The sequence below is a fragment of the Micromonospora sp. NPDC049230 genome, assembly GCF_040647875.1.
Lineage (GTDB): Bacteria > Actinomycetota > Actinomycetes > Mycobacteriales > Micromonosporaceae > Micromonospora.
Genome location: NZ_JBEZCZ010000037.1, coordinates 46386 through 62878, shown reverse-complemented (window position 1 = coordinate 62878; position 16493 = coordinate 46386). Strand labels below are relative to the sequence as shown.

Sequence of the window (16493 nt, the reverse complement as noted above, 5' to 3'; positions counted from 1 at the left end):
TCTTCGTTGATGGTCAGCGCCAGCGGGCGATGACCGTGGACCCGCCCACCACCTTGTCGCCCGGCCCGACCAGCGGGTCCGCGGCGTCGGCCGGGAGGTAGACGTCGGTCCGCGAGCCGAAACGGATCAGCCCGAAGCGCTCGCCCCTGGCCAGCAGCGCGCCGATCGGCGCGCGCTGCACGATCCGGCGGGCGATCAGTCCGGTGCGCTGCGCGACCACCACAGTGCCGCGAGCGGTGTCCAGCACCGTGTACGCCGCGACGTTGTGCTCGGCGTCCGGTTTCATCGCGTTGACGAAGCCGCCGTCGGCGACGAAGTAGTCCACCACCTTGCCCGCGACCGGGGAACGGTTGACGTGCACGTCCAGCACCGACAGGAAAACCGCGACCCGGAGCCACTCGCCGTCGCCGAAACGCTCGTCGTGCAGTCGCTGTACCGACAGGACCCTGCCGTCCGCGCTGGCGACCACGGCGGTCGGGTCTTCCGGCACGTCGCGTTCCGGGTCCCGGAAGAACGCGGCGACCGGCCCTGCGGCCAGCGCCGGCAGCAGCCACAGCTTGGACGACGGACGCGCCACCCGGGCCAGCGCGGCGAGGCCCAGCGTGATGCCGGCGGCAGCCACGCCGTTGGAGTCGATGTGCATGCCGCGGGTCAGCGGCACACTCGACGGCCGGTACGCGGGGGCCAACCTGTCGGCCGTGGCGGGGCTGGCCGGGGTGAATCGCAGTCGGTAGACGCGGACCGGTGGTGAGTTGCGCAGCACCAGATCGGCGCCGACACCGTAGAGGGCGTCCTGCCGAGCCAGCTCCGCGGCGGCGCCGCTGGTCCGGCCGGGCGTCGCGGTGGTCGCCACGCTCAGCACCGCGCCGTCGGACAGGTATTTGGTCAGACCCTCGATGCCGCCGCGGGTCTCCTCGGCGGTGCCGCTGAAGACCTCGCCGGCGATGACGACCTCGGCGGCCTCGGCCTCGGCCAGTGAGTCGACGACGCCCACCCGGTCGGCGACCCAGCGGCCGAGGGCGTTGACGTGCTCGCGGAGCGCGGCGGCGCCGAACGGCTCGGCGGGCACCACGGTGAGCCGGTCACCGGGGAGCAGCGCCTCGATCGCCGCGGCCAGCACCGCGGACTCCGGGCCCACCCCGACCAGCAGGGCGGCCTTGGGGTCGTTGATCCGGGCCAGTTCGGTGACGAGGGTACGGGCGGCTCGCTCGCCGATGCGGACCGGACCGGATCGGCCGGTCGTACGCACGGCGGGGGACTGGGTCATGTCGGGCGGGCTCCTGACGGGGGTAGAGACGGGAATCGCGGCGGGACCGCCATGGCGGGGACGGGCCGGCCGGCGGAGGCGAGATCTCCACCGGCCAGCATATGCGCCCGTCCGTGCCAGCGGCACCGCCGTGGTGCTGGAGTAGCCGAGGCCGGCCCGCGCCCGAGGGTCAGACCTCTCCGCGTCGCCCCTCCCGCGCGTCACCCGGCTGGTCGCCGATCGCGCCGGCTGCCGGCTGGTCGTCGGTCGCGCTGGCTGCCGGCTGGTCGTCGAGCGCGCTGGCTGCCGGCTGGTCGGGTCGGGTCGGCTCGTCCTCGTCCGGCGGGGTCGCTCGGGTGACGATCCCGACGGTCGGCTCGTCGGAGCGGCCGGGGATCGGCACGGTCTGCGGCTCCGACGGCTGGTGGGCCAGCCAGGCCGGGTGGATCACGTCGGCGGTCGGCGCCTCCGGTGCTCGTACCTCGGTTGTCGACGGCTGCGGGGTCGTTGCCGGCGGGGCAGTGTCCCAGCTGGAGCGCTCCGCCTCCCAGACCGGCAGCGGCACCCCGGAGGTCGGCGTGCCGGCACCGGAAACCGGAGCGGACGGGCCGGAGACGGGCGCGGCGGCCTCGGTGACGCCGGCCTCGGCGGTCTGCTTCGGCGGGCCGGACCGACCCGAGCGCAGTGCGCCGACCAGCCCGAAGACCCCGATCAGGATGAGGGCGCTGGCCAGGAACCAACCGACCGCCGGCAGCGCGAACCCGAGTATCTGGGCGAGCAGCCACCAGGCCGACAGCGCCAGGAACACGAGCCCGAAGGCGAACGACACCAGATCCGTGCGGTGAGCCTTCACCGGGTCACCTCCAGGTTGCCAGCGTTGACGTGGATGTACAGGCGCAGCTTTCCGCCGCCGGCACCGTCGGCGCCGAGGTCGGTGGACTCCTGCTGGCGGCCGTCCAACCCGCCGGAATGGTTGCCGAAGACGATGGCGTCGCCGGCGTTGACGTCGGCCACAGTGGTGACGTCCACGTTCGGCGGGACGACCACTGTCGCCTTGCCGAAGTTGATGGCGACCGTCACCTGGCTGTCCCGTTTCGCGAAGTCGATCCCCCGCAGGTCGAGTACGGCGTCACCGAAGCTGTTCTCGTACCGGTCGGCAAGATCGCGGTAGTCCGTCGGGGCCCAGGTCACCGCGCCGTCGACCCCGCGGATCCGGTCGTAGGAGTCGGCGACCGTCGCCGTGCCCAGCGCCGCCGCGGTCACCAGACCGAGCGCGATGAGCCACCGGGCCCGCCCGAACCAGGTGCCGACCAGCAGCCCCAGCCCGATCGTGGCCAACGCGGCCGCGAAGTACGACGCGGCGCTGATGGCGAAGACGTCGAGCAGGTCGAGCAGGGCGACCACACCGAGGGCCAGGAAGATCAGGGAGAAGGTCACCGCACCGAGGGGGGAGCGTTCCTTGGGGCGCTTCGGTGGCTTCGGTGGCTTGGACGGGGGGGACGCGGCCGGGGCCGGTGAGGCGTACGGGCCGTGCGGCGCGAAGGGGGGACGGTATCCGGACGGTGGTGCGGCGGTCGGATAGCCGGTCGGGGCAGCGGGTGCGCCAGTCACCGGTGCCGTCGGCCATCCGGCGCTGGGCGTGTTGGTGACCGGCCAGCCGGCGCCGGCAACCGTCGTGTCCGCCGGTTGGCCGGACACCGGCTGGGCCGGGGCGGCCGGCGGTACGTCGTACCCCGGGGTGGTGACGGTGGGCGCCATGGCCGTGGTGGCGTACGCCGGAGCGCCGCTGACCACCGGTGTGGCCGCCGCCGGGCTGGTCGACGGCGGCATGCCGTACGACGGTGCGGGCCAGGTCACCGGCGGGACCGGGCCGGGCGGGTTGCCGGATGGTGCCGGCCCTCCCGGGGTGCCCGGCTGCGGGTTGCGGTTGTCCCGGTTGAGCAGCAGCGCGCCGGCGACCAGGATGGCCGCGCCGAGCAGGACCGCGCGGAACGCGTCGGTGACGATGTAGCCGAAGCTGGCCGCGACCAGGATGCCCAGGATGATGACGGTCACCGGCGACATGCTGGAACGGCCGCGGCCGAGCATGGACTCGATCGGGGACGCGGTGTCGCCCTCGTTCGGGATGATCAACCAGGCGGCGACGTACACCAGGATGCCGATGCCGCCGAAGAACCCGAGCACCGCGAGCAGCACCCGCCAGAGCACCGGGTCGGTGTTGGTGGCTCGCCCGATCGCCGCGCAGACACCGGCCAGATACCGCCCCTCGCGGGGCCGGACCAACCCGTACCGCGAGGTGAAGCCGGTGCCGGTGAACGGCGGCGGCGCGGACGGACCCGGACCACCCGGCCCGGGTGGCGTGCCGGCGGCACCGTAGCCGGCGCCGGCGGCGAAACCCGGGCCCGGGTGGTGGCCGCCGGCTGGATCGGCTGGGGTGCTGCCGGTGTACGGACCGAACGTGGTGGGCTCGGTCCATTCGGTGGGTGTCGCGGTGGGCGGGGGCGGTGCTGAACCGCCCGGCTGTGCCGACCCCGGTCGGGGCGGCGGGGCAGCTTCCTCGGTCATGCTTCGATCCTGCTGCCAGGTGAGCCCGAGCGACCTCAGGACACGACCCTGACCCCACCCTGAGATCCGGCGGCCGGAATGTCGGGGGCGTCCCCGTGGTCGTGGGCGCCGCAGCGTGTGACGATCGGATCACCGACCCGCAGCACACCCGCCACAGTGACCAGGGAGCCTCCGATCAGCACCGTGACTCCATCCCCGCGCCTCTACCGCGCTCCCGAGCACCGGATGGCCGCCGGCGTCGCCGCCGGTATCGCCGACCATCTCGGCATCTCGGTGCTGCGGGTGCGCGTCGCGTTCATGGTGCTGCTCGGCCTGAGCGGGCTCGGCCTGCTGCTCTACGCGGCCTTCTGGGCGGTGGTGCCGCTGCGGCCCGGCGACACCGCGGTGCCGCCGCGGCGCGACGTCGCCCAGCTCCTGCCGTTCGTGGGGATCGGGCTCGGTGTCCTGTTGATCCAGGTGATGGTCTTCGACTCGGTCGGCGCGGCCGGCACCGCCGGATGGCTCGTGGCCATCATCGCTGTCGGTGCCGGGGTCATCTGGCACCAGTCCGCACCCGAACGGCGGCGGCAGTGGGGCGAGGCGATGCCGGTGCCCTGGCTCGGCGCGGTCGTCGAGGAGAGCGACAGGCGGGCGTTCGTGCTCCGGTTCATCGGCGGCGGGGTGCTGGTCGCGGTCGGCATCATCGGTGTCGCGGCGGTCTACTCGCCGGCGCAGAACTTCGACGCGGTGATCAACGGCGTGATCTTCGCGCTGGTCGGGCTGGCGGGGGTCGGCGTGGTCGCCGCGCCCGTGCTGTGGCGGACGTACAGCCAGCTCCGCTCGGAGCGCGAGGGGCGCATCCGTGAGCAGGAGCGGGCCGAGTTGGCCGCCATGGTGCACGACCAGGTGCTGCACACGTTGGCGCTGATCCAGCGCAACGCCAGCGACGTCAAGATGGTGCAGCGGCTGGCCAGAGGGCAGGAGCGTTCCCTGCGCAACTGGCTCTACAAGCCCACCGCGTCGCCGAACGAGCGCTTCGCCGCCGCGCTGGAGCAGGCCGCCGCCGAGGTCGAGGACACCTACGCGATCACCGTGGAGGCGGTCGTGGTGGGGGACCGGGAGACCGACGAGAAGGTCGGGGCGCTGGTCGCGGCCGCGCGGGAGGCGCTGGTGAACGCGGCCAGGCACGCCGGCGTGCAGACTGTCTCGCTGTACGCCGAGGTGGAGCCCGAACAGGTCAGCGTCTTCGTCCGGGACCGGGGGAAGGGCTTCGATCCGGATACCGTGGAGGACCACCGGCACGGCGTACGCGGCTCGATCATCGGGCGGATGAAGCGGCACGGCGGACGGGCCGAAATCCGGTCCGGCCCGGGGGAGGGGACCGAGGTCCGGTTGATCCTGCCGATCTCCCGGGACTCGTCCGCAGCGGAGAGGAACAGATGACCATGGCCGAGCAGCCGACCGAGCACCTCGACCCGGCCCAGGCCCGCCCCGAGCGGCTCCGGGTGTTCCTGGTGGACGACCACGCCATGTTCCGGGCCGGGGTGCGCGCGGAGTTGGGCGCCCACGTCGAGGTGGTGGGCGAGGCGAGCACTGTGGCCGAGGCGGTCACCCGGATCGCGGCTGTCGGACCGGACGTGGTGCTGCTCGACGTGCACATGCCCGACGGCGGGGGGCGCGCGGTGCTGGAGGCGATGCGGCGTACGCACCCGCAGGTCAAGTTCCTGGCGCTGAGCGTCTCCGACGCGGCGGAGGACGTGATCGGGTTGATCCGTGCCGGTGCCCGGGGTTACGTGACCAAGACCATCTCCCCGGACGAGCTGGCCGCGGCGATCCGCCGGGTGGCCGACGGGGACGCGGTGTTCAGCCCACGGCTTGCCGGGTTCGTGCTGGATGCCTTCGCGGCCCGTCCGGACGCCCCGGTGGCCGACCCGGAGCTGGACCAGCTCACCAACCGTGAGCGGGAGGTGCTGCGGCTGCTGGCCCGGGGGTACGCGTACAAGGAGATCGCCAAGGAGCTGTTCATCTCCATCAAGACGGTGGAGACGCACGTGTCGAACGTGCTCCGCAAGCTCCAGATGTCCAACCGCTACGAACTCTCCCGGTGGGCGGCGGACCGCCGGCTGGTGTGACCTCGCCTCGCCCGGGTCGGCGAGGATCAGACAGACGATCATCACGCCCTCGTCCACCCAGCCGGTGATCGTGTCCGTGCAGCCGTAGTAGACCTGTCCGGATGGGTCGAAATGCGGGTCGTAACGGACGTCCTATCGGGCAGAGGTGAGCCCGGGGCTGGTGCGCGGCCCAGGACCGCTTCTTCGGGTGGCGCAACGTATTTCCTGCTCAGTGCGGCCCGCGTCGACCGTTTTATGATCATTTTTCAAGTATCGGCGACGTGGCGGGCAACTAACGGCTTGATAACGGCACCTTCACGGAAGAGGCCAGTTGGTGTCACAGTGGCAGCACCTCACCATCGGTGTGTGGCACTCCGTACGGCCCATGGCCATGTCCCCGCCCTTCGCGGCGGCTCGTGGTCGTGCCTTCTGCGTCGTGTCGCGCCTCGTTGGCGGGGAGCCCGGCGGATCGGAACATCAGGGGTGTCCCCAACTTCCCTGTGGTCCCGGCGACCCGCGCCCCGGGGTGGTCGGGCGGTGTCACCCCCAAACGTGCGTGAAACCCACGACGGAACCTGGTTAGAAAGAGGAGGCCCCTCGGAATGAGAGTCTCGAAGCGGGCGACGAGCGCGATCGCGCTCAGCGCGGCTGCCGCGCTTGTCGCGAGCGGTTGCTCGAGCGGTGGCGACGGCGACAATGCCGCCAGCGGCGACGGCGCGATTGTCATCCACGGTGTCCAGCCGGAGAACCCGCTGGTCCCGTCGAACACCACGGAGACCGGCGGCGGCAAGGTCGTCGACTGGCTGTGGACCGGCCTGGTCGAGTACCCGAACGACGGTGGGGCCCCGCGTAACGCTCTTGCGGAGTCCATCAACACCACGGACTCCAAGGTCTTCACCATCAAGATCAAGAAGGGTACCAAGTTCCACGACGATACCGAGGTGAAGGCGAAGAACTTCGTCGACGCCTGGAACTGGGCCGCCTACTCGCCGAACGGCGCGCAGAACGGCAGCTTCTTCTCCGACATCCAGGGCTTCGACCAGACCTACACGACGGACCCGGATGGCGCGGACGGCCCGAAGAAGGCCCCCGCCCCGACCGCCGAGAAGATGTCCGGCCTGAAGGTCATCGACGAGCAGACCTTCGAGGTCACCCTGGCGGCGCCGACCGCGGTCTTCCCGACCAAGCTCGGCTACGCGGCCTTCATGCCGCTGCCGGACGCCTTCTTCACCATGAAGGCCGACGAGTTCGGCAAGAAGCCGATCGGCAACGGCCCGGTGAAGTTCGTGTCGTGGGATGACAACGTCCTCATCAAGCTGACGCGCTTCGACGACTACAACCTTCGCGACAAGATGAAGGTCAAGGACGTCGACGTCAAGCTGTACCAGGACGAGACGGCCGCCTACGCCGACCTGCTGTCGAACACGCTCGACTTCATGGAGGTCATCCCCACCTCGGCGCTCGCCGGCGACAAGTGGAAGACCGACCTCGGTGAGCGGGGCCGCAACACGGTCACGCCGTCGACCGCGCTCATCGCGTTCCCGCTCTACGACAAGCGCTTCCAGAACCCGAAGCTGCGTCGCGCCGTGTCCCTGTCGATCAACCGGCAGGAAATCTCGGACAAGATCTTCTTCGGCACCCGTAAGCCGGCCGACAGCTGGGCGAACCCGCTGACCCCGGGCGCCAAGCCGGGCAACTGCACCGCCTGCAAGTTCGACGTCGCCACGGCCAAGACGCTGCTGACCGAGGCCGGTGGCTTCTCCGGTGAGATGGTCTTCTACTACAACTCGGACTCCAGCCACAAGGACTGGATGGACGCCGTTGCGCAGCAGATCAAGACCAACCTCGGCATCAACGCTCGGGCCGAGGGCGTGCCGACCTTCGCGGTCTTCCGCCAGAACGTGAACGCCCACTCGATGAAGGGCCCGTACCGCGCTGCCTGGCAGCAGGACTACCCGGACGTCGAGAACTGGATCAACCCGCTGTACGTCACGGGTGGCTCCTCGAACGACGGCCTCTACAGCAACAAGGAGGTCGACGCCCTGGCGAAGCAGGCCAGCGCCGCGCCGAGCCTGGAGGCTTCGCACGAGGCGTTCGTCAAGGCCGTCGAGAAGGTCGACCAGGACGTCCCGAGCATCCCGATCTACTTCTACGGCCAGCAGTCCGGCCACTCGGAGAAGATCAAGAAGCTCGAGCTGAACAACGTCGGCGAACTCGACATCACCTCGGTCGAGCTCTGATCCGAACGGTCTGACCCCGGGTCGGGCTCGCCACATCCGGTGAGCCCGACCCGGGGCCGTTCCGCGATCGGGTGTTACAACATCCGATGCGCACGTTGTCACCACCGTGTCGGCCGTCCGACGCGCCCCCTGTCTGGAGGACCACCCCATGGGCCGTTATCTGTTGAGACGGCTGCTCCAACTCGTGCCCGTCTTCATCGGTACGACGTTCTTGATCTACTGGCTCGTCTGGGCCGTCCCCGGCGATCCGTTCGCCGGCAAGTGCGGTGAGCGCCGCTGCCCGGACCAGTACATCGCCTTCATGACCGAGAAGTACCACCTCGACCAGAACGTCTTCGTGCAGTACGGCAACTACATGAAGAATCTGCTCCAGGGTGACTTCGGTCAGACGTTCTCGCAACGCGACATCGGCGACATCATCGCCACGGCGTACCCGAACACGCTGAAGCTGGCCCTGGTGGCGCTCGCCATCGAAGCCGTGATCGGCCTGGGCGCCGGCGTGCTGACCGGTCTGCGCCGCAACGGCTTCCTGGACAACCTTGTCCTGGTCTCCACGCTCTTCCTGATCGCGCTGCCGGTCTTCGTCGTCGGCTTCGTGCTCCAGTGGCTGCTGGGCGTGCAGTGGGGCATCGTCAAGCCGACCGTCTCCTCCGAGATGCGGTTGTCCGAGCTGATCGTGCCGGGCTTCGTGCTCGGCAGTGCGTCGGTCGCCTACATCGCCCGCGTGGCGCGAACCAGCATCGCGGAGAACCGCCGCGCCGACTATGTGCGCACCGCGATCGCCAAGGGTCTGCCGATGCGTCGGGTGGTGGGCGTGCACCTGCTGCGCAACTCGCTCATCCCGGTGGTCACCCTGCTCGGCACCGACCTCGGTGCCCTGATGGGCGGCGCGATCGTCACCGAGGGGATCTTCGGCATCAACGGTATCGGCCGTGCGGTCTACCGCGCGATCGTCACCAAGGAGAGCGCTACCGTGGTAGGGATCGTGGTCGTCCTCGTGCTGGTCTATCTCGTGATGAACCTGCTGGTTGACCTGCTCTACGCCGCCCTGGACCCGAGGATCCGTTATGAGTGACCCAAGCACCGCATCGATCGTCAGTACCCCTGGCGCGCACCCGACCGACTCCGCCGCCCCCGCCACCGCGGGCGCGCCGCAGAGTAACGAGAAGCCCCGGGGTCTGCTCGGCGACGCCTGGCGGGACCTCCGGCGCAAGCCGCTGTTCTGGATCTCGTCCACGCTGATCGTGGTCTTCGTGCTGATGGCACTCTTCCCGGCCCTGTTCGCGCCGGGCGACCCGATCAACGGGTCGCTGTCCCGCAGCCTGGGCAAGGCGTCCGGGGACGCCTGGTTCGGGTACGACCTACAGGGCCGCGACGTCTACGCCCGGGTCATCTACGGCGCCAGCGCCTCCATCCAGGTTGCCGTGCTCGCCGTGCTCGGCACCCTGCTGGTGGGCGGCACCATGGGCATCATCTCCGGCTACCGTGGTGGCTGGGTGGACGGGCTGCTGAGCCGGATCGCCGACGTGTTCTTCGGCCTGCCGTTCGTGCTCGGCGCGATCGTCATCCTGACCACGTTCAACGGCTCGGGCTCCGGCAACAGCAAAGTCAAGATCATGGGCCTGGTGACCATCTCCCTGATCGTGCTGAGCTGGCCGGTCGTGATGCGACTCATGCGTTCCTCGGTGCTCGCCACCAAGGAGGCCGACTACATCGTCGCGGCCCGCGCGCTGGGTGCCGGCACCGGCCGCATCATCCTCAAGCACCTGCTGCCGAACTCCCTGGCGCCACTGCTGGTCTACGGCACGATCATGGTCGGCTCGTTCATCGGCGCCGAGGCCACCCTGTCCTTCCTGGGCGTCGGCCTGAAGTCGCCGGTGGTCTCCTGGGGCATCATGATCAGCGACGGTAAGGACTTCCTCCGGGTCGCGCCAGGGCTGGTCTTCTTCCCCGCCGCGTTCCTCGTCACCGCAGTGCTGAGCTTCGTGATGCTCGGTGAGGCGGTCCGCGAGGCCCTCGATCCGAAACTCCGCTAGGGGATATCCAGTGTCCGACATTCTCGTGTCCGAGCAGTCCGCGCCGGGACCCGGCGGGTCCGGTCGCCCCTCCGGCCGCCTGCTCGAGGTCGACGACCTGCGGGTGGAGTTCCGCACCCGGGACGGCGTCGCAAAGGTCATCAACGGAGTCACGTACCACGTCGACGCGGGGGAGACCCTCGCCGTGCTCGGCGAGTCCGGCTCCGGCAAGAGCGTCACCGCGCAGACCATCATGGGCATCCTCGACACGCCGCCCGGGTTCGTCACCGGCGGTCAGGTGCGCTTCCACGGCAAGGACATGCTCACCATGTCCGACGAGGCGCGTCGCCGCATCCGTGGCGAGGGCATCGCGATGATCTTCCAGGACGCGCTCTCCGCCCTGAACCCCGTCTTCACCGTCGGGTTCCAGATCGCCGAGCAGTTCCGGGTCCGGCGGGGTATGGGTCGCGCCGAGGCCAAGAAGCGCGCGATCGACATGCTCGACCAGGTCAAGATCCCGAACGCCAAGGGCCGGTTCAACAACTACCCGCACCAGTTCTCCGGTGGTATGCGGCAGCGCGCGATGATCGCGATGTCGCTGGCACTCGACCCGGAGGTGCTGATCGCGGACGAGCCGACCACCGCGCTCGACGTGACAGTGCAGGCCCAGATCATGGACCTGCTCGCCGAGCTCCAGCGGGAGCGGCAGATGGGCATGATCCTGATCACCCACGACCTCGGCGTGGTCGCCGACGTCGCGGACCGGATCGCGGTCATGTACGCGGGCCGGATCGTCGAGGAAGCCGACGTGTACGAGCTGTACGCCAAGCCGGCGCACCCGTACACGATCGGTTTGATCGACTCGATCCCGCGCCTGGACGAGAAGGGGCAGCAGCTCCGGACGATCAAGGGCCTCCCGCCGAACCTGATGAACATCCCGCCGGGCTGCCCGTTCAACCCGCGCTGCCCCATGGCTCAGCCGGTGTGCCGGGAGAAGGTCCCGCCGCTGCTGCAGGTGGGTCCCGCCCGGGCCAGCGCCTGCCACTTCGCCGAGGAGCTGGTGAACCGTGTCTGAGAACATCCTCGAGGTCCGTGACCTGGTCAAGCACTACCCCGTCACGCAGGGCGTGGTGTTCAAGAAGACAGTTGGTCAGGTCAAGGCGGTGGACGGCGTCTCGTTCGGTCTGCGCGCCGGTGAGACGCTCGGCGTGGTCGGCGAGTCCGGCTGCGGCAAGTCGACCCTCGCCCGGGTTCTGATGAACCTGGAGAAGCCGACCGCCGGCAGCGTGATGTACAAGGGCCAGGACACCTCGAAGCTGTCCGGCGGGGCGCTGCGGCGTCTGCGTCGGCAGATCCAGCTGGTCATGCAGGACCCGTACACGTCGCTGAACCCGCGGATGACGGTCGGTGACCTGCTCGGTGAGCCGTTCGAGATCCACCCGGAGGTGGCGCCGAAGGGCAGCCGTCGGGCCAAGGTCCGGGAGTTGCTGGACCTGGTCGGGCTCAACCCGGAGCACATCAACAGGTACCCGCACCAGTTCTCCGGCGGTCAGCGGCAGCGCATCGGCATCGCCCGCGCGCTCGCCCTGCGGCCCGAGATCATCGTCTGCGACGAGCCGGTGTCGGCCCTGGACGTCTCCATCCAGGCCCAGGTGATGAACCTGCTGGAAAAGCTCCAGAGCGAGTTCGGGCTCTCGTACGTCTTCATCGCGCACGACCTGTCAGTGGTGCGCCACCTCTCGGACCGGGTCGCGGTCATGTACCTCGGCAAGGTCGTCGAGATCGGCACCGAGGACGAGATCTACGAGCGGCCGACCCACCCGTACACCCAGGCTCTGCTCTCCGCGGTGCCGGTGCCGGACCCGACGCAGCGGAACAACAAGACGATCATCCGGCTCACGGGTGACGTGCCGTCGCCGATCAGCCCGCCCTCGGGCTGCCGGTTCCGGACCCGCTGCTGGAAGGCACAGGACATCTGCGCCGAGCAGGTGCCGCTGCTGGAGGTCCGACGGGACTCGGACCACCCGAGCGCCTGCCACTTCGCGGAGCGGCGCGAGATCGTCGCCACCCACGAGGCCTGAGTCACCCGAGACCGCCTGCCGACGTCACCACGACGACGGCAGGCGGTCTCGTCTGTGCGTGACCGGCCGGGCCGGCTCGGGCTCGCCAGCAGTCAGACGGCTCAGAGCGGGCCGCGGCCCGCTCTGAGCAGCAGCAGGGCCAACTGGGTGCCGTCGGCCCCGAGCGCGACCCGGAACCGCTCCAGGATCTTCCGCTCGCGCGAGAGCACCAGGCGCGTTCCGCCGGAGGCCATCCGGGTCGCCCCGACCTCCTGGGACAACGCGGCCCGTTCCTGCCAGAGCGCGATCATCGCGTTGTCGATCTCGTCGATCCGTTGCCTGATCTGCACGATCCGCGCGGAGGCGGTTGGTTCCTCGGTGCCGGTCCGTGCCTCGACCGGCCCGGCGTCGACCATCGGGGGTGCGGACACCGCCGGCTCGGTCCGGTTCGGCACAGGCCGCTCCGCCTCGGGTCGGGTCGGGCCGCCGCTCTGCTCCATCACGTCTGTCATCATCGGGTACCTCTCGCACTGTGGTGCCCGGTGCCCGGAACCCGGGACGGAAAAAGCCCCGGACTCCAGGAGCCCGGGGCTTTTACAGGTCTGAACCGATCAGGCGCGACCCACGGCAGCCGGACTCCCGGTGCCATAGTAAAAGTGGTAGCGCGCAGCGATCACGTTGACGAGTATGCCCACGTGCGCACCCGCCGCGCAAGGATCCAGCGGCTCTTCCTCGCGTCGCGGCGCAGCGGGGCGGGGCAGTGTCTGACCGGCGGCATAGACTTGTCGGGCGATGCATCCTCTCTTCGACATTCCCGCGTCCCCGCCTGCGCCGGAGTCCGCGCCGGCCCGCCCGCACCGACCCGGGCCGGCCCCCGCGCGCCTCGATCCGCAGCAGCTGCTCGCCGGGCTGAACGGGCCACAGCGCGACGCGGTCAGCCACGCCGGCTCGCCGCTGCTGATCGTTGCCGGCGCCGGGTCCGGCAAGACCCGGGTGCTCACGCACCGGATCGCCTACCTGCTCGCCGCACGGGACGTCCATCCCGGTGAGATCATCGCGATCACCTTCACCAACAAGGCCGCCGGCGAGATGAAGGAGCGCGTCGCCGCTCTGGTGGGCCCCCGGGCCCGCCTGATGTGGGTGTCGACGTTCCACTCCGCGTGCGTCCGGATCCTGCGCGCCGAGCACGAGCACGCCGGCCTCAAGTCGACGTTCTCGATCTACGACGCGGACGACTCCCGCCGGCTGATGCAGCTTGTCACCCGCGAGCTCGATCTCGACCCGAAGCGCTACCCGGCGCGCGGGCTTGCCGCCCAGGTCTCCAACCTCAAGAACGAGCTGGTCGACCCGGAGCAGTTCGCGGCGCGGGCCACCGGGCCCAACGAGCGGGCGTTGGCCGAGGCGTACACGCTCTACCAACGCCGGCTGCGTGAGGCGCACGCACTGGACTTCGACGACCTGATCATGACCACTGTGCACCTGCTCCAGTCGCACCCGCACGTCGCGGAGAGCTACCGGCGGCGGTTCCGGCACGTGCTGGTCGACGAATACCAGGACACCAACCACGCCCAGTACGTGCTGATCAAGGAGCTGGTGTCCGGCACCGACGGGTTGGAGCCCGCCGAGCTGTGCGTGGTCGGCGACGCCGACCAGTCGATCTACGCGTTCCGGGGCGCGACGATCCGCAACATCCTGGAGTTCGAACGGGACTTCACCGACGCGCGGACGATCCTGCTGGAGCAGAACTACCGCTCCACCCAGACCATCCTCAACGCCGCCAACGCGGTGATCGACCGCAACACCTCCCGCAAGCCCAAGCGGCTGTGGAGCGAGGCCGGGGCCGGCGAGCAGATCGTCGGCTACGTGGCCGACACCGAGCACGCCGAGGCCGACTGGGTGGCCCGGGAGATCGACAGGCTCGTCGACGCCGACGAGACGCGCCCCGGCGACGTCGCGGTCTTCTACCGCACCAACGCCCAGTCCCGCGTCTTCGAAGAGGTGTTCATCCGCGTCGGCCTGCCCTACAAGGTGGTCGGCGGGGTGCGCTTCTACGAGCGCAAGGAGGTCCGCGACGCCCTGGCGTACCTGCGTTCGGTGGTCAACGACGACGACACGGTGAGCCTGCGGCGGGTCCTCAACACCCCCCGCCGGGGCATCGGCGACCGGGCCGAGGCGTGTGTCGAGGCGCTCTCCAGCCGCGACCGGATCTCGTTCGGCGCGGCGCTGCGCCGGGCCCGGGAGGCGCCGGGCATCTCCAGCCGGGCGGCCAACGGCATCGGCGACTTCGTGGCGCTGCTCGACGAGGCCCGGGAGTTGGCCGAGACCGGCACCCCGGAGGAGGTGCTGGAGGCGCTGCTGACCCGCTCGGGCTATCTCACCGAGCTGGAGGAGAGCCTGGACCCGCAGGACGCCGGCCGGGTGGACAACCTCCAGGAGCTGGTCAGCGTCGCCCGGGAGTACACCGAGCGGATCGAGGCGCTGGGCGAGGAGGGGGAGCGGGCCACCCTCGCCGGCTTCCTGGAGCAGGTGGCGCTTGTCGCCGACGCCGACCAGATCCCCTCCGACGACCCCGACCACCAGGGGGTGGTCACGCTGATGACGCTGCACACCGCCAAGGGCCTGGAGTTCCCGGTGGTGTTCCTGACCGGGCTGGAGGACGGCGTCTTCCCGCACCTACGCTCGCTCGGCGACACCCGCGAGTTGGAGGAGGAGCGCCGACTGGCGTACGTGGGCATCACCCGCGCCCGACAGCGGCTCTACCTCTCCCGGGCGGTGACCCGCTCGGCCTGGGGGCAACCGTCCTACAACCCGCCGTCGCGGTTCCTGGAGGAGCTGCCGACCGAGCTGGTGCACTGGGAGCGCACCGAGGGGTCGTACACCTCGTGGGCTGGCGGGGGCGGCGGCGTCGGCGGCCGCGCGGACCGCGCGCCCGGCGCGCGTGGCAACTTCACCGGGGGTACGCCGAAGGCGGCCCAGTTGGCCCAGCGGCTCGGTGTGGACGCCAGCCGGCTGACCACGGCCAGTGAGCTGCCGCAGGGGCCGAAGGTGTCGGCCGGCGACCGGGTCAACCACCAGCGGTACGGGCTGGGGCGGGTGCTGGCCGTGGAGGGGCACGGCCCGGGTGCCCGTGCGCAGATCGACTTCGGCGACCAGACCATGTGGCTGGTGCTCCGGCACGCCCCGGTCGACAAGCTCTGACCGGCCCCGGGTGAGGTCAAGGGTGGCCTCCGGCGCACCGGAGACCACCCTTGACCGGATGTCGCGCTGGCTCAGCAGCCCAGGTCCACGCCGTGCGCCCGCATGAACGGGGCCGGGTCGATCTGGTTCCACATGCCCTGGTGCACCTCGAAGTGGAGGTGCGGGCCGGTGGCATCGCCGGTGGCACCCTCGTACCCGATGACCTGGCCGGCCTTGACCTTCTGGCCGACGGTGACCGCGATGCGGCTCTGGTGGGCGTAGTGGGTCAGGTACCCGTTGCCGTGGTCGATGAAGACGGAGTTGCCGTACCCGTCGGCGGCGTCACCGGCCTGGGTCACGGTGCCGGCGGCCGCGGCGCGGATCGGCGTGCCGGAGGGCAGCGCCAGGTCGATGCCGGCGTGCAGGGTCCCCCAGCGTTGCCCGTAGCAGGAGGTGACGGCGGCGCCCGGCATCGGGTTGACCCAGGCGGGCGTGGGCCTAGTGGTCTTCTTCGGCTTCGGCTTGGCCTTCGCGGCGGCCGTTTTCGCGGGTGCCGGGCTGGCGCTTGTCGCGGCCGGGCTCGGCGTGGGGCTGACCGAGGGGGTGACCGGCGTGCTCGACTCGCGAGTGGAGCGGTCGGCCCGGCTGGCGGCCTCGTCGCGGGCCTGCGCGTCGAGGGAGACGGCGGCGGGTGTCGGGCGGTCGCTTCCGGTGGTGGCGACGACGACGCCACCGAGGCCGAGGGCTACCAGAGCGGCGGCACCGACCACGATGAGGCGGTTGCGCCGGCCGGAGCGCCGCGGCTGCTCGGCCTGGGCGGTGTCGGGGGTGTTCTCGTTCTGGACGGGGCTGTCTTCCTGCACGGCGGACCTTCACAGTCGAGGGGCACTTGACCTCGAAATACTGGTGTCGCGCCGGGTCGGGGGCGGGATGGGGATCTGGTGGCCCGGCGTTGGGCGGCGACTTACCTGCCCGGATATGACCGGCTCTGCGGCAGTACGACCGGAAAAGTGATCATGCGGCGTGGTGGCGCCGCTCACAATCTCCGCTGTGACCTGGAAGACATCGGCTCACGAAAAACCGCCCGGATCGACAGATCC

The 16493-nt window shown here is 70.4% G+C and carries 12 protein-coding genes and 1 pseudogene; 8 read left to right on the top strand and 5 right to left on the bottom strand.

Annotated elements, in window-relative coordinates; translation table 11 throughout:
* Positions 1 to 13: 13 nt before the first annotated feature.
* The 3 genes and pseudogenes from AB0A95_RS26470 to AB0A95_RS26460 all read right to left on the bottom strand — a co-directional run bounded on the left by AB0A95_RS26470 (position 14) and on the right by AB0A95_RS26460 (position 3811).
* The gene (locus AB0A95_RS26470; RefSeq protein ID WP_357558446.1) at positions 14 to 1267 is read right to left on the bottom strand and encodes a phosphatidylserine decarboxylase; all 1254 of its coding nucleotides are present in this window, start codon (positions 1265 to 1267) and stop codon (positions 14 to 16) included.
* 637 nt (positions 1268 to 1904) lie between these two features.
* Positions 1905 to 2099 (bottom strand): annotated as a pseudogene (locus AB0A95_RS26465) (hypothetical protein); the annotation flags it as partial.
* Positions 2096 to 3811: a PspC domain-containing protein gene (locus AB0A95_RS26460; RefSeq protein WP_357558445.1), complete on the bottom strand. Its 1716-nt coding sequence runs from the start codon at positions 3809 to 3811 to the stop codon at positions 2096 to 2098. The gene AB0A95_RS26460 and the pseudogene AB0A95_RS26465, both read right to left, overlap by 4 nt.
* Before the next feature lie 156 nt (positions 3812 to 3967).
* Here AB0A95_RS26460 and AB0A95_RS26455 point away from each other — a divergent pair, with 156 nt between their 5' ends.
* The 7 genes from AB0A95_RS26455 to AB0A95_RS26425 all read left to right on the top strand — a co-directional run bounded on the left by AB0A95_RS26455 (position 3968) and on the right by AB0A95_RS26425 (position 12237).
* A complete protein-coding gene (locus tag AB0A95_RS26455; RefSeq protein ID WP_357067640.1) occupies positions 3968 to 5233 on the top strand; it encodes a PspC domain-containing protein in 1266 nt (421 codons plus the stop codon).
* Positions 5234 to 5235: 2 nt separating this feature from the next.
* Positions 5236 to 5922 carry a response regulator transcription factor gene (locus tag AB0A95_RS26450; RefSeq protein ID WP_357067889.1) on the top strand — a complete coding sequence of 229 codons (687 nt, stop codon included), beginning with the start codon at positions 5236 to 5238 and terminating at the stop codon, positions 5920 to 5922.
* 581 nt (positions 5923 to 6503) lie between these two features.
* Positions 6504 to 8141: an ABC transporter substrate-binding protein gene (locus AB0A95_RS26445; protein ID WP_357558444.1), complete on the top strand. Its 1638-nt coding sequence runs from the start codon at positions 6504 to 6506 to the stop codon at positions 8139 to 8141.
* 148 nt (positions 8142 to 8289) lie between these two features.
* Complete coding sequence (locus AB0A95_RS26440) at positions 8290 to 9216, top strand: ABC transporter permease (protein ID WP_357558443.1); 927 nt, start codon at positions 8290 to 8292, stop codon at positions 9214 to 9216.
* Entirely contained in the window at positions 9209 to 10177 is a 969-nt protein-coding gene (locus tag AB0A95_RS26435) for an ABC transporter permease (protein ID WP_357558442.1), read from the top strand. Before AB0A95_RS26440 ends, AB0A95_RS26435 begins: the two co-directional genes overlap by 8 nt.
* Positions 10178 to 10202: 25 nt before the next feature.
* Positions 10203 to 11231 carry an ABC transporter ATP-binding protein gene (locus AB0A95_RS26430; RefSeq protein ID WP_357558459.1) on the top strand — a complete coding sequence of 343 codons (1029 nt, stop codon included), beginning with the start codon at positions 10203 to 10205 and terminating at the stop codon, positions 11229 to 11231.
* Positions 11224 to 12237, top strand: coding sequence for a dipeptide ABC transporter ATP-binding protein (locus AB0A95_RS26425; protein WP_357558441.1), 1014 nt, complete (start codon positions 11224 to 11226; stop codon positions 12235 to 12237). The genes AB0A95_RS26430 and AB0A95_RS26425 overlap by 8 nt, the downstream gene beginning before the upstream one ends.
* Before the next feature lie 101 nt (positions 12238 to 12338).
* Here the strand turns inward: AB0A95_RS26425 and AB0A95_RS26420 are convergent, their stop codons facing one another.
* Positions 12339 to 12632, bottom strand: a complete 294-nt coding sequence (locus AB0A95_RS26420) for a chorismate mutase (protein WP_357558458.1) — start codon at positions 12630 to 12632, stop codon at positions 12339 to 12341.
* Between the two features lie 376 nt (positions 12633 to 13008).
* Here AB0A95_RS26420 and pcrA point away from each other — a divergent pair, with 376 nt between their 5' ends.
* Entirely contained in the window at positions 13009 to 15414 is a 2406-nt protein-coding gene (pcrA, locus tag AB0A95_RS26415) for a DNA helicase PcrA (RefSeq protein ID WP_357558440.1), read from the top strand.
* A gap of 71 nt (positions 15415 to 15485) precedes the next feature.
* Here pcrA and AB0A95_RS26410 read toward each other — a convergent pair whose 3' ends face one another.
* The gene (locus AB0A95_RS26410; protein ID WP_357558439.1) at positions 15486 to 16256 is read right to left on the bottom strand and encodes a M23 family metallopeptidase; all 771 of its coding nucleotides are present in this window, start codon (positions 16254 to 16256) and stop codon (positions 15486 to 15488) included.
* Positions 16257 to 16493: the final 237 nt, after the last annotated feature.